This window comes from Mucilaginibacter gossypiicola, assembly GCF_900110105.1.
GTDB lineage: Bacteria > Bacteroidota > Bacteroidia > Sphingobacteriales > Sphingobacteriaceae > Mucilaginibacter > Mucilaginibacter gossypiicola.
In genome coordinates this window covers 516,058-530,673 of record NZ_FOCL01000003.1, presented here as the reverse complement: position 1 = coordinate 530,673, position 14,616 = coordinate 516,058, and the positions used below count along the sequence as shown (strand labels likewise).

11 protein-coding genes are annotated in these 14,616 nt (G+C 40.2%); 2 read left to right on the top strand and 9 right to left on the bottom strand.

Annotated features, from left to right (window positions below):
* Nucleotides 1-2: 2 nt before the first annotated feature.
* The 9 genes from BMX50_RS12065 to spt form a co-directional block, all read right to left on the bottom strand.
* Nucleotides 3-803: a tetratricopeptide repeat protein gene (locus BMX50_RS12065; protein ID WP_091210772.1), complete on the bottom strand. Its 801-nt coding sequence runs from the start codon at nt 801-803 to the stop codon at nt 3-5.
* Between the two features lie 246 nt (nt 804-1,049).
* On the bottom strand, nt 1,050-1,985 hold the full coding sequence (locus BMX50_RS12060) for a phosphatase PAP2 family protein (RefSeq protein ID WP_091210771.1): 936 nt from the start codon (nt 1,983-1,985) through the stop codon (nt 1,050-1,052).
* A 2-nt stretch (nt 1,986-1,987) separates the two neighbouring features.
* Nucleotides 1,988-2,614, bottom strand: coding sequence for a sterol desaturase family protein (locus tag BMX50_RS12055; RefSeq protein WP_091210770.1), 627 nt, complete (start codon nt 2,612-2,614; stop codon nt 1,988-1,990).
* Nucleotides 2,615-2,878: 264 nt separating this feature from the next.
* Entirely contained in the window at nt 2,879-3,616 is a 738-nt protein-coding gene (locus tag BMX50_RS12050) for a CDP-alcohol phosphatidyltransferase family protein (RefSeq protein ID WP_091210769.1), read from the bottom strand.
* A 29-nt stretch (nt 3,617-3,645) separates the two neighbouring features.
* On the bottom strand, nt 3,646-6,210 hold the full coding sequence (locus tag BMX50_RS12045; protein WP_091210768.1) for a DUF5686 and carboxypeptidase-like regulatory domain-containing protein: 2,565 nt from the start codon (nt 6,208-6,210) through the stop codon (nt 3,646-3,648).
* A gap of 607 nt (nt 6,211-6,817) precedes the next feature.
* On the bottom strand, nt 6,818-8,140 hold the full coding sequence (locus BMX50_RS12040) for an inositol-3-phosphate synthase (protein ID WP_091210767.1): 1,323 nt from the start codon (nt 8,138-8,140) through the stop codon (nt 6,818-6,820).
* A 33-nt stretch (nt 8,141-8,173) separates the two neighbouring features.
* On the bottom strand, nt 8,174-9,160 hold the full coding sequence (locus BMX50_RS12035; protein WP_091210766.1) for an NAD-dependent epimerase/dehydratase family protein: 987 nt from the start codon (nt 9,158-9,160) through the stop codon (nt 8,174-8,176).
* Nucleotides 9,157-10,275: a GNAT family N-acetyltransferase gene (locus tag BMX50_RS12030; protein ID WP_091210765.1), complete on the bottom strand. Its 1,119-nt coding sequence runs from the start codon at nt 10,273-10,275 to the stop codon at nt 9,157-9,159. Before BMX50_RS12030 ends, BMX50_RS12035 begins: the two co-directional genes overlap by 4 nt.
* A gap of 107 nt (nt 10,276-10,382) precedes the next feature.
* Nucleotides 10,383-11,591: a serine palmitoyltransferase gene (gene spt / locus BMX50_RS12025; RefSeq protein WP_091210764.1), complete on the bottom strand. Its 1,209-nt coding sequence runs from the start codon at nt 11,589-11,591 to the stop codon at nt 10,383-10,385.
* 372 nt (nt 11,592-11,963) lie between these two features.
* On the opposite strand from spt, the gene BMX50_RS12020 reads away from it, so the two are divergent.
* Together BMX50_RS12020 and BMX50_RS12015 are read left to right on the top strand one after the other, a co-directional pair.
* Entirely contained in the window at nt 11,964-13,316 is a 1,353-nt protein-coding gene (locus tag BMX50_RS12020; RefSeq protein ID WP_091210763.1) for a TolC family protein, read from the top strand.
* A gap of 55 nt (nt 13,317-13,371) precedes the next feature.
* Nucleotides 13,372-14,547, top strand: coding sequence for an efflux RND transporter periplasmic adaptor subunit (locus BMX50_RS12015; protein WP_091210762.1), 1,176 nt, complete (start codon nt 13,372-13,374; stop codon nt 14,545-14,547).
* Nucleotides 14,548-14,616 lie beyond the last annotated feature (69 nt).

The window sequence follows — 14,616 nt, the reverse complement described above, 5'->3', positions numbered from 1 at the left end:
AGCTATAATGACGAGAACAAGAGTGGTGATTGTGAGAACGACATTGACGTTATGTGCCTGGCGTATCTTAGCATTGGCCTGCGTTTCAAGTTGCTGGTATAAACTTTTTTTTTGGCCAGAACCGAATCCTTCTTTTTGATTTTTATCGAATCGGCAGTGGCTACTTTGGCAATGCTGTCAACGGTAACCTGGTTAAGGCTATCATCTAAAAACTCGTGGCGTTTAATTGCCGCGGCCGCTTTATCGAAATCGTTCATTTTTCGGTACAGTTCGGCATAACCTACCTGTACTACAGATTCTTTTTTAGGGTCATGAGTTTTGAGCGACAGATTTAAAGCATCGTTCAGGTCCTTCATGCTTAGCTTGTAGTCTTTGATATCACTTTTGATGGCTGCGAGTTCAACGAGCGAGGTGATAATATTGAGCGTGTCTTTTCTTTGGCGTGATATAGTATTCGATTGTAATATAAACCATTTGGCCTGGATAAACTTTCGCTGGGAACGATAAACCTTTGCCAGCGCGTTAAAGCTTGTCCGCTGGCCTAAAGTATCATTATAAGTGGAATAATAATGCAGCGCAAGCATAGTGTAATTGAGCGCCTCCGTTTGAAAATAGTATTTCATTCGCCGGGTAGATACGGTGTCATATCCTAAATATTGGGCGGCTATTTGCGTATAGATGGGGCCTTTGAGGGAGTCGCTGGTAACCTGTAATTTTTGTTTGAGGCTATCCAGATCACTTGCATGTGCAGATAATTTAAACGCGGCTGTCAGAATAAAAAGTAAGGTAAAAAGTCTCTTCATATAACAGATTACTCAAAAATACAATAATCTGCTTATAATTAGGCAAATAGCGTGCCTGTTTAACGTAATCTTAATATAGTTTATATAAACAGGATTGCTTTTGATGCTTTTATTAGCTGTATAGGCTGTTTTTCAGGATAATAGCTGAGGAAATATTAATCAACAATTAGTAATCCCTTTTTCAACAGCACAGGTTTTAATACAACAGGTTGTATATAAAAGAAGATTTTGTACAAGAGCTGACTCTTAAGAAATCACTTTCTCGTAGTTGTTCAGGGCAGACTGTAAACTGCTAAATTTCTTTAGCAGTACGTTGTACAGCGTTATACCTAAACAAGCACAGGTAATGCCGGCTAACACATCAAGCACATAATGATGACTTGCATATACAGCGGTAAACCAGATACCTACAGTTACAGCGGCAAAAAAGATATTAACGAGGCCTAATCTGTTCTTTATACCATAGTAAAGCACTATAACCGGGTAGGAGGAATGCAGCGATGGCATGGCTGCAAATACGTTTGAGCCTTTGGTATAAATGTTTTTAAAAATGCTTGCGTGAAAAAAAGCATCAAATCTGGCCAGTCCCGCTGTATTACCCATAGTTAAAGGGATAAAATGAAAGCCATGGTATTGTACAAACCAGGGTGGTGCAGCAGGGTAGGTGTAATAAACTATAAAGCCCAAAATATTCACCAAAACAAAGGTGAGCGAAAAATTGAGGAACTGCTTTTTGTTTTTGAAAAACAAATAAGCTGCAAAGCCCAGCGGCACCGGAATCCAGCACAGGTAAAACAAGCCCGATACCACATCAATAAAAGTATTACTGTTAGCCAGCCAATATTCGTTTGGTGTTAATAGTTTCCCGTTGAAGTGAATACCAAACAAGTGCTTTTCTGCATTGTAGAGCTGAGCAATATGCACCGGGTTATAGTTATAATTGGGGAAGGCCTTCATGTAATCAAAAATGATCCAGTACACTATAAAAATAGTGAAGCCTAATATAAACTTGCGGGTTATAGCCGATGCATAAAATAGCACATTGAAAATAACTACCAGGGTAAGCTCATCTGGTTTATAACCTATAAGGAATGTTGAAAGCGCCAGGTAAGCAATGGAAAGCAGCGAAACAATAATTATCGAGCGGATATTTACAGTTACGCCGTTGTTGGCATTGGTCATTGCTATTTTTTTAAGAAATCTGAACGGAAAATTTTATCCCAAAACGGTGAGCTTACACCATAGCCCTTTTCAGGATCCTGGTAGTGGTGCAACATGTGGTGTTGTTTGATCTTTTTGAAAATACCGCTTTTAAAGTTAAAGTGGTGCATAGCATAATGCGAGATATCGTAGATCAAATAGCCCAGTATAAAGCCAGGAAAAAATCCCCAGATATAATCAACCGGTAATAGCCATTTAAATAAAAAGAAAAAGCCGGTAGACAAAGGGATACTTAGCGATGGGGGCAATACCAAACGTTTGGCATCGCTTGGATAATCGTGGTGTACACCGTGCATAATGAAGTGCAGGCGCTGTGCCCATTCCAGCTTTTCACTTGGATGATAGTGGAACACAAAGCGGTGCATTACGTATTCTGTAATTGTCCAGATAAATAAACCGAAAGCAAAGAGGCCTATATAACCTAAAATATTCGGGCTCATCAGGTCGAAATATTTGTAGCTGCAATATCCAATAACAGGTACAAAAATATACAAAGGCACAGTCCAGTGCACTTTAGACAGGCTCTCTAAAAAATCGCTTTTAAACATCCTCACAGATTCCTGCGAGTTGGATATATAATTCTTTTTCATTGTTTATAATCAGGATTTAAAACGCTTTTAGGATCTCTCTGCCTGTTATGGTGTATTTTTAATTTTACTAAAGATGGCTGGCCTTTAACCAACAAAAGGCAATTTTAGCAAAGATATTGCTAAGTGTAAATGCCTTTATTTAATTGTTGCGAAGATATGATATTTTGCCGGTAGTTGTAAGTTCGAAGTTCTAAGTCTTGAGCGGAAAGTTTTACATCGAGAATTTAAACCTTCGCTGTCTACCCGGAACCTGTCAACTGAAAACTATTCCTCTCCTTCTTCCAGTTTCGTTAAAGCCTTTTTAGCATCTCTTAACCTGTTAAAAGCGGTGATATTGGTTAAAACGGCGAGTATTACCAGCGGAATAGTAAATATCGATATGGTTTCAAATACATGGAATTTAATGCCGGGAACAAATAATTTATAGTTACCGCCAATGTACTGAGCTACTATACCCGATAAGGCTGCGCATAAACCGATGGTTACTACACGCTCGGGCCTTTGCATTAAGCCGCCCTTAATTTCAACACCTAAACCTTCGGCACGGGCACGTACGTAGCTTACCATCATTGAGCCAATAAGCGCAATAAAGGCTGCTATCGAGCTCACAAAGTAGTGATGTGCCACCAGGTAATAGCAAATTCCCAAAAACATGATCAACTCACTGTAGCGGTCAAGTACAGAATCATACAGGGCGCCAAAGGTCGACTTCATATTGCCTAAGCGGGCTACCTGGCCATCAAGCATATCAAATAAGCCTGCAAAAAGGATAAGGCCGCCAGCCCAGCCTACATAGCTCAGGTCGCCGCGGTTGCCTTCTTCGGCACCTAAAATAAATATACCAGCAACACCTACGTTAAGTACAAAACCAATGGTAGTAACGGCGTTGGGGGTTAAGCCTATTTTTATAAGGATCTTCACAAACGGATCAATAACCTTATAAATGCCTAATTGCAAGTTGGTTCTGAATGATCTCCTAAGTGTTGTTGTTTGCTGTTCCATTTTTCTCTCTGCTTATTTAGGTGCAATGATTAGAAGTCAAATTTAAGCCTTGTCCTTAGTCCCCATTGGGCAACGTTTGGCTGGTCAAGGTAGGTAAAGCGCTTTACAAAATCTATGCGTATAAATTTAAATATATTTTCGATACCAACGCTACCTTCAACGTAAGGTGTTTTACCTAATGTATAAGTAATTGGCACACCATCGGCACCTACCGGTAATTGATATAATGACGGATGTATTGACGGATTGTTTTGATCAGATAAACCACCATATAATACTTTTACGGATGCTGTTTCACGCCATTTCAGTTTCTTTAACAATGGTATTTTGTTGAAGAAGAAACCGCTGAAGTGCTGATCAATCCTGAAGCTTGCATATTTATCACTCACAAACTCCAAAAAGTTCATTAAGTTGTATGAGTCGATATCATATGCATAAGTTTGGTTAGCCCTGTGTATGGTTAACAATGGGTACGGTACCGAACCGAAAATTTTACCTGCCGAGGCATTGATATCCGCATAACCTAACTGCGAAAAATAGAAGCGTTTATCAGCGCGGAAATCAAGCTTTTGATAGTTGTACTCGCCGGCAAATAAGCCTTTAATACCTGAAGCGTAATCGAGCTCAAATGCAGGGTATTTATTAGGGATAGGGATCCTGTAGATTTTACCCTGGTAAAACTGCTCATGGGGTGCCCAGCGTACGCTTGCGGTAAGCTCGGTAGTGGTTAAATGATGGATAGAGTTTGGCAGATCATTGATGATATTGTCAAAATACAATGATCCGGCTGGTTCTTGTGTCCACTTTTTGAAGCCTGCGGCGTATGAAAAATGGCTTTGCAGCTCATGTACATAATCAAACCTGTAAAAATCGTTGTACAGGAACTTATCATTTACACCACGCTTAAACGATAACAGGAAGTTGTCCTCCTGTACAAACTGTAGGTTAGCACCAGGTATCTTGGTGTCACGCTGGAAACTTGCCCTGATATAGTTTTGCGGGAAACGATATATGGATTTATCGTTAAGCGAATAGGTTGCACTTAAAAAGTACTTCCAGCGCTCGTCCTTAAAACCATAAGCAGCATATGTTTCAAAATAGTAACGTTTGCTTAATTCGGGTGTTGTACGGCCACCTACACGCAGGCGGAAACCTTCAACAGGGTTAAAGCTATAAAACGTATTGGCAGGGCCTAATTCAAACTTACCGAAGCCTTTGTAACCAGCAAGCAGGAGTGTTGCTATATCAACGGTGCGCTTAAATGAAGGCATGTTGCGCAGGCTGTCAATGTTTTTATAAACTTTTGCTTCGGCAGTTCTTAAGGTATCGGGCCTGTTTTCCTGCCAAAAGGATTCCGGACGATGCTTCACTTCATCACTCAGTTCAGCATATTGAGATCCTTGATAGGTGGTGTCCGGATGGGGTTTGTTTACAACATAGTTGCTGTACGTTATGGCTCTTATACCAAACAACCCACTTTTTGCGTCTTTTTTGGATGCTCCAAAATCGGCAATGGTAGTGCTTTTGCTCAGGTGATAACGGCCGTCGGGATTTTGCTGGAACTCCAGGTTTACGTTCATCGACCTGATGAAGTTGATATTGATGTGTTTGTTGATAGTCAGATCACACTTTTGTACAGCGTAATTGCCGTCAAGGGTAATATAGATACTTCCCTCAAAAAGTACATCGGTGCTATTACGCGGAGTGAAATCAAGCTTTACAAGCTTGTTGTTGTGCGCGTCAACAATGGTATCGGCAATAAAGTATTTGTAATAGTTTGGCGAGTTATCAGAGATCGGGCTCAGGAATTGGCTGGTAATTAAAAATACGTTATTGGTATAAATGTCAACCTTGTTATACAGGTGTTTGAAATACTGGGTTAAGCCTTCGTTATCAATACCTGGACCATAATTTACACTTTTTTGACCTGTTATATCTTCCCTGGTTTTCTCAGGGTTTTTGCGGTAATAAACTTGTTGCAGCTTTTCGTCAAGATAGATAGGTAACAACGATTTGCCTGGTACCAACGAGCTATCGCGATTATCTAAAATGAATTTGTATTTGCGGAAAAACTTCCTGTCCGAAAACTGGGCCGATACATTGCTCAGCGCAAACATCATTTTATCATACTCTTTGTATTCAACATAGTCGTATGCTTCAGGACGGTTCTTTTCTTTGTTTTCGATAACCTTGCGGATCAACTCAACAGCCGGGTTATCTTTATTACGGTATTTAGGTTTTTTGCCCGATTTTACAACAACCTCATTAAGTTGTTGAGAAGCAGGGAATAGCCTTACGTTGATAACCTGCTCTTTACCCGGAACAACGGCTAAAAATGCATCTTTATAACCTAAAAACGAAACTTTGATTTGTTTATATTCCTGATTACTTGTTACGAGGCGATATTTACCGTTAACATCGGCAGTGGTACCTGTTGTTGTACCTGTAAACGATATACTTACAGAAGGTAAGGTTTGTTTGTTACCCGCATCGGTAACGGTACCTGTTATAACCGTTTGCTGTGCATATAATGCAGAAGCAGAAAAGAACAGTATTAAGAAAAATAAGCTTTTATAAATTTTTTTACAATCCATGTACTTTGTGCATTGTGCAAATACAAACTTCTTTTTTCGACTTAACACTTTTATTATTAGATAAAGAGGTATGTATTAGTTATTCAAATATTTTTGGCAGATTGATTATGCCCGCCTCCGTATGTTTTTCATTGTTCTGCCGCCTAATCACTCACAGCTTACCCTACTTTGTACACTCCCGGCAGATGGTTATTATGGAGTTTACAATTAACAGGCCAAAGGTAAAAAAAATCACTACAGACTAATGTGGTCAAAAAGTCAAATATTGTTTACACCTATTTATACTCTCGTATTACTGTAACTATAAGTAAATCCAAACAACGGCTTTAACCGGTAGTTAGTATTGCTGTTGTTTGCTGTTTGTTATATTTGTATTTGCGTAACTTATTGATAATTAGATATTATTTGGCGTTTTTTATCTTTTGGAAAGACTTCTTTCGGGGCAATAAATAACATTATTTAACAAATCTCTATTAGTGTTAATAAGACTATTGCTTTAAAATAATGTTACCCTGCAATAAATTTTTTACGTGATAAAAACAAAACAGCCGTGAAGCAGGGGTTCAACTGCTTACGGCTGTTTTGACGGTATTTAGTAATTTAACGATTATTCAGTGGCGAACATATCGTCATAGTAGTCCAAACCTAAGTGAGTGATCAGGTCTTCGCCCATTAAATAACGAAGGGTATTCTCCAATTTGATCAGTTGTTTGAAGATATCGTTCTCTGCATGTAAACCAGGTGCTGTTTGAGGCGATTTCAGGTAGAATGACAACCATTCCTGGATACCGCTCATGCCTGAACGTTTAGCCAAATCGCAGAAGATAGCAAGGTCAAGCGCGATAGGGGCAGCAAGGATAGAATCGCGGCAAAGGAAGTTGATCTTGATCTGCATTTTGTAGCCTAACCAGCCAAAAATGTCGATGTTGTCCCAGCTCTCTTTATTATCGCCATGCGGCGGGTAGTAGTTGATACGGATTTTGTGGTAAATGTTACCGTATAACTCCTGGTTATCTTCTGGTTTGAAGATATCTTCCAATACACCAAGTTTTGATACTTCTTTAGTTTTGAAGTTATCCGGATCATCAAGAACCCAGCCATCGCGGTTACCCAAAATGTTAGTTGAGAACCAACCGTGTACACCTAATGAACGTGCTGCCAGGCCCGGGGCCAATACAGTTTTCATTAAAGTTTGACCGGTTTTGAAGTCTTTACCAGCAATTGGAGTTTTAGTTAATTTAGCCAGCTCGATCAATGCGGGGATATCAACCGTTAAGTTAGGGGCACCGTTAGCAAAAGGAACGCCTAATTTTAAAGCAGCATAAGCATAGATCATGCTTGGAGCGATCAGCTTATCATCATTTTTCAAACCTTCTTCAAAAGCAGCTAATGACTGGTGTACAGCCGATGCTTCATAATAAATTTCGGTTGAGCCGCACCATACCAAAACAACCCTGTCAAGACCATTAGCCTCTTTAAAGTTTTTGATATCTTCCATAACCTGCTCGGCAAGTTCAAGCCTGGTTCCGGTTTTAACGTGGGTACCGTCAAGGTTTTTAGCGTAGTTTTTATCAAACGCGGCTTTCATTGGTTTTATAGCTTCCAATTCGGCTTTAACTGCTTGTAACAGACCTTGTTCAAGCACCTGCGCGTTTGATGCAGATTCAAATACGTTATCTTCATAAACGTCCCAGCCGCCAAAAACTAAATCGTTTAAGTTAGCGAGCGGAACAAATTCATTAATTTTAGGATTGCGGTTTTCTGTCCTTTTTCCTAAACGTATGTGGCCCATTTGAGTAAGGGAGCCAATTGGCTGCGAGATGCCTTTTTTAACGGCTTCAACGCCGGCAATCAGGGTAGTTGCCACGGCGCCTAACCCTGGGATCAGGATACCAAGCTTACCTTTGGCAGGTGTAATGTTGATTTTCATTTATGTTACTATTATTTATTTAAATTTAAGTGGCTAAAGCCATTTGTTGGTTTTATACCATTTTAGCGTTTCGGCCATACCGTTTTGCAGATTGTATAAAGGATAAAACCCCAGGTCGGATTTAGCTGCTTCAATATCGCAATTCCAGTTAATGGCGGTCAGTTCATTAAGCTTTTCAATATTCAGTACCGCAGCTTTGTTGCTCAAAGAACTTATTTTTTCGGCCACAGCTGCAATGATTTTTACAAAATTTACAGGCAGATGAAACTTTAGCGTTTTAAGCTTTAACACATCTTTGGTAATATTGCCTAACTCATAGCGATCATAAAAATTACCATCGCTTAAGTTAAATGTCTTGTTATTACCACCATACAGGGCCTTAATACTTGCCTTAGCCAAATCTTTAACATAAATAAAGCTTAGCTTTTGCGGCGTATTACCTATATAAGGCTCTATTCCTCTTACAACCTGTTTGAAAAATATAAATATGCCTGTATCCCTTGGTCCGTAAACCGCGGTGGGCCTAAGTATGGTATAATTTAAGCCGGTTACCGTTTTTAATTTTTCTTCGGCAAGTAGTTTGCTCCTGCCGTATGCTGTAACAGGCCGCGGTGGGGTTGCCTCGGTTATTACACCAGTTAATGTATTAAGCGGCCCTACCGAAGCGAGGCTGCCAATAAGTACAAACTTTTTTAAATCAGGACAGCTTTCATAAGCGGCCGAAGCAAGGTTATAAGTATAGGTGGCATTTATACGGTTATATTCGGCTTCGGAGCGGGCGCTGGTTACACCTGCAGCGTGTATGATATAATCGGGCTTAATTTCCGCCAGTTGTTTACTTAATGTTTCCTTATTGTTAAATTCTGGGTAAATATATTGAATATCTAAATCGTTTAAGTGGCTTATTTTACTACTTTTTCTGACAGCTATAAAGACCTCCAGATTGTTTTGTAAAGCCTCCTCAATTAAATGATATCCAACAAATCCGCTTCCACCGGTTATTAAAACCCGTTCCCTCATATTGCTTTTTGATATAACCTGTATTTTTTATAAGGATCACCTTTGATGGCCTCAATGGCACGGTTCACCATGTCGTTGTGTTCCAATGTCCAGCCGGCTTCAGCGTGGGCATAGCCTTTGGCTTTATATTCGCGAATAATGGTGCCGTATAAACAAGCCTCAATGCCCATTTTACGATAATCTTCAATTACCCCCAGGGCGTAAATGCGGATGCCGGTAATGTTCTTTTTACCAAATAACAGTTTAAAGATGCCGGTTGGCAGCAAACGGCCGCGTTTTATGGTTTTGAAAATATCGTTGTAGTTAGGAAGAGCCAGGCCGAATGCCACTATTTTACCATGTTGCTCGGCTACGATGGCGAAATCAGGGTCGAGGATGAGTTTAAGATCTTTGGCCAAATAATCAAACTCTTCATCGGTAAGCGGTACAAAGCCGGTATTTTTATCCCAGGCCGAGTTGTATACTTCGCGAAGCTTGGCTGCTTCTTCTTTGAAATTTTTAAGGTTAATTTTTCGGATAATGATATCGCTGCGTTTCAAACGCTCTTCAAGCGAGTTTAATAAACGTACCGACTTATCATCGTAAGCCTGTCCGTCCCAGTGCCATGCAATCAGGTCAACATCTTTGGTGAAACCAAAATTTTCTACCAGGTTGGCATAATACGCAAAGTTGTAGGTGTTCATCAGGAATGGCGAACTGTCAAAACCTTCTACCAACAAACCGCAGGGCTCATTGGTTGAAAAATTAGTAGGGCCCAATAATTTACCGGTAACACCTTTTTCTTTGAGCCATTTAGTAACGGTTTCAAAAAGCATATTGGATACATTGGTATCATTAATGCAATCAAAAAAACCAAAAAAGCCATCGTTAACGTGGCTGTATTCATTGTGGCCGTTGTTAAGGATGGCAGCTATACGGCCAACTATCTTATTGCCATCATAAGCCAAAAATGGTTGTACGGTATTGTGCTTATGAAAGGGGTGCTTGGTTAAAAGATCTCTTTGGGCAATAAACAGTTCGGGAACGTAATAAGGATCGTCCTTATACAGGTCATGCGGAAAATCAATAAATGAAGCCAGTTCTTTTTTTGATTTAACCGTTACAATTGTAATCATGTGTGGTAAATGATTGAATTAAAGCAGATTGGTATGCCTTAAAATAATAATGTGCATTTAGCTTACCTTAAAATAAAAGTAGCTAAATGCACAATTAGAGTTCTTCATTATATTTTTTCTTTAACAGAAGCGTTTACACCAACTTCTTTAAAGGCTTTTGATAGTTTTTCAACAGCTTCGTCAATTTGCTCAAAGGTATGAGTAGCCATTAATGAGAAACGGAGCAGCGATGAATCAGAAGGAACGGCAGGGGATACAACCGGGTTAACAAATACACCAGAAGCTTGCAGGTGTTTGGTAACCGCGAAAGTTTTTTCGTTATCACGAACGTAGATCGGCAAAATAGGGCTTTCGGTAGGGCCAAGGTCAAAACCTTCTTCCAATAAAAGCTTCATGGCATAATTGGTATTATCCCATAGTTTTTCGATACGCTCTGGTTCCGATTCGATGATATCTAATGCGGCAATTACGCTGGCTACAGAGCCTGGAGGCATACTTGCGCTAAACATCAATGAACGTGCACGGTGTTTGATATAATCAATAGTATCCTGATCGCTGGCGATGAAACCACCTAAAGAAGCTAATGATTTACTGAAAGTACCCATGATAAGGTCAACTTCATTAGTTAAATTAAAGTGTGAGGCAGTACCTGCACCTTTATCACCAATTACGCCAAGGCTGTGCGCATCATCAACCATGATGTTAGCACCATAAGTATCAGCAAGCTCAACAATTTTAGGCAATTTAACAATATCGCCTTCCATGCTGAAAATACCATCAACCGCAATAATCTTCACGGCATCTTCAGGAAGTATGCTTAATTTGCGCTCAAGATCGGCCATGTCATTGTGGGCATACTTGATCACTTTTGAAAACGACAGGCGGCTGCCGTCAATGATACAGGCATGATCATACTCGTCAAGTATGATATAGTCATTCCTGCCGGTAACGCATGAAAGTACACCAAGGTTTACCTGGTAACCTGTGCTGAATAAAACAGTGGCTTCTTTGCCTACATAGCTCGCCAGCCTGTTTTCAAGCTCAATGTGGATATCAAGTGTACCGTTCAAAAAACGTGAACCGGCGCAGCCTGTGCCATATTTGTCAATTGCTTTTTTTGAAGCTTCTTTGATTTTTGGATGATTGGTAAGGCCTAAGTATGAATTAGAACCAAACATTAATACCCGCTTGTTGTCAATAATTACCTCAGTGTCTTGTGCAGACTCAATAGGCCTGAAATAAGGATATAACCCCCGTTCCCGCAGCATATTTGCCACTTGAAACTGAGCGATTTTCCCATGTAGTTTTTTAACCATGTATATTAACTCTGCTTAAATTTTGTGTAAAAATACCATGAATAAGCATATAACTTATACGGTGTGTGTAAATTTTTTTAAAATAATGCCTATTAACGTATCAATACTACTTAAGAAGCACACAAATTCTTACACGGCAAATTAATTAATTTTTTTGTTTATATCGAGCCTATTATTTTCATTTTTTTGTCAAAAGCCCAAAAAGCTTACACTATCCCGCGTTTTTGTAATTTTTTACGTAAAATTCTTGTTCCAGATTTTAAAATCGTAATATTAATTACATATTCGCATTCCCCCGTATAAATCCTGCACAAATTATAAAACTTTCTTTATGATTTTTGCTTGATATACATTGTTATTTACAGCTACCGTATGAAAAAACACAAGTACTTTTTAGCACTCATTGTACTTAATTTAACATTTAGTTTACATAGCAATAGTTATGCCCAAACTGCTGCCGATAGCATTAGCGGTCCGGTGTCGCTAAAACAGGCTATTGATTTTGCTTTGCGTAACCAGCCAACAGTAAGGCAGGCTTCAATTGATGAACAGATCAACGAGCGGGATATTAAAATTGGTTTATCAGCCTGGCTGCCGCAAGTAAATGGTTCGGGTTTATACAATTACTATTATAAGGGCAGCCCTCAAGCGGGAGCATCTGGTGCCAATATCCCAAGTAACGCCGGCACCATTCGCAATCTTTCAACATTAGGAGTTACAGCTTCGCAGGTATTATATAATAATGATGTATTTCTTGCATCAAGGGCAAAAAAATATTCACGCGAATATTATAAGCAAAATACCCTGAGCAGTCAGATTGATGTGGTAAGCGATGTAAGCAAAGCCTTTTTTGATGTTTTACTTTCGGAAAAACAGCTTGATATCACCAAAGAAGATATCATCAGGTTACAAAGAAGCCTGAAAGATGCCAAAAGCAGGTATACTGCCGGCGTATCCGACCCTACAGATTATAAACAGGCTACAATTGCCCTGAACAATTCAGTTGCTACCCGTAAGCAAACAGAAGAGGCAATTAAAAGTAAAACCGCTTTACTGAAGCAGATCATGGGTGTAGGTGCAGCCACGCAGTTAAGCCTCTCTTATGATTCAACCCGTTATGAGCAGGAAGCCAGTATTGATACTTTGCAAATGCTCAACGTAAATAACCGCATTGAATACCGTTTGCTGGAAACAACAAAAGCGCTCAACAATCTCAATGTAAATTACTACCGCTTTGGTTTTTTGCCGTCGCTATCGGCGGTGGGCAGTTATCAGCACGCTTACTTCAGCCATGATTTTTCTGATCTGTATAATAGTTCTTTCCCAACCGGATACGTTGGGTTAACACTGGCTGTACCAATTTTTCAGGGGACTAAACGCCTGCAAAACCTGGCCAAGGCCAAACTGCAGGTTGAGCGTACCGATCTGGATTTAGTCAATACAAAAAACAGCATTTATACCGAGTATACCCAGGCACTGGCAGCTTATAAAAGTAATTATACAAGCTACCAGCTTATCCGCGAAAATGTGAACCTTGCAAAGGATGTATATAAAGTGGTAAGCCTGCAATACCGCGAGGGCGTAAAAACGTACCTTGATGTAATTGTATCGCAAGCTGATCTGCGCACGGCCGAACTGAGCTATTATAACGCCTTATTCAATTTGCTGAGCAGTAAAATTGACCTGGAGAAGGCTTTGGGTATCCTGCCTGTTCAGCAACCATAAAATATCGCAATAAAAAAATAAAAACTACAGCAACACACGAATAACCTATTTCTACATGAAACATACATATATATATTGGTTAGCCCCTGCAGCACTTTTAACATGGGCATCATGCGGTAAACCTCAAAAGGGCGGGCCGGCGGCCATGCCTCCAACCCCTGTATACCTTGCTGATGCTAAAACAGCCGAAGCAGTATATTATGATAAATACCAGGGCTTGGTGGTTTCAGTGAACACTGTGGAACTACGCAGCCAGGTACCGGGCTTTGTAACCGGTATATTTTTTAAAGAAGGCGATGTTGTACAAAAGGGCAAAGTATTGTATGAAATAGATAAACGCAAATACCAGGCAGCTTTTGATCAGGCCAAAGCCAATGTATTAAGCGCCGAAGCCAATCTGGTTAAAGCGCAAAAAGACATTGACAGGTACAATATGCTGTTGAAAAGCGATGCAATTGCCCGCCAAACGGTAGATCAGGCACAAGCTACCTATGAAACTAATAAAAGCCAGGTTGCAGTTGCCAAAGCTGCACTTGAATCGGCCCGTACGGATCTTTCATATGCCACTATCACTGCACCTTTTACCGGGCGTATCGGTATCTCGCAGGTGAGGTTAGGAACGCAGGTGGTAGCAGGAACTACGTTAATGAACACAATATCTGCCGAGCATCCTATAGGTGTCGACGTAGTGATCAACGAGCAGGATATCAACCGCTTTTATGGTCTGCAAAAATCAAGTACCGACAGCACCTTTAAACTGGTACTGCCTGATGGAAGCAAATACAGCAAAGCAGGAAAAGTACTGGCTATTGACAGGGGTGTAAGCAACCAGACCGGCAGTATTAAGGTGAGGATCCAGTTCCCGAATGAGGACGATGTTTTAAAAGATGGTATGAGCTGCGTTTTGCAGGTTCTGAACAGTCAGTCGGGCGAGCGTGTGCAAATTCCGTATAAAGCGGTAACTGAGCAAATGGGTGAGTTTTTTGTATTTGCCACAAGGGATACTGTGGTTAAAGATACGGCTGCTGATAAAACGGTTAAAGACAGGCGCGATACGATTGCAAAACAGGTGAAAGTGAAATTGGGGCCACGTATTAATAGTGATGTTGTGGTGATGGATGGTATAAAACAAGGCGATAAAGTGATTACCGACGGCTTTCAGCGTTTGCGCGATGGTGGCAGGGTAACTACCGGATCTGCAGCGCCGGCCGGAGCAGCGCCTAAAAAATAAATTTATATCAACAGGAAAAATTTTAAGCCGAACAAGGGCACATCTACCCTGGAAAACTTAATATAAAGA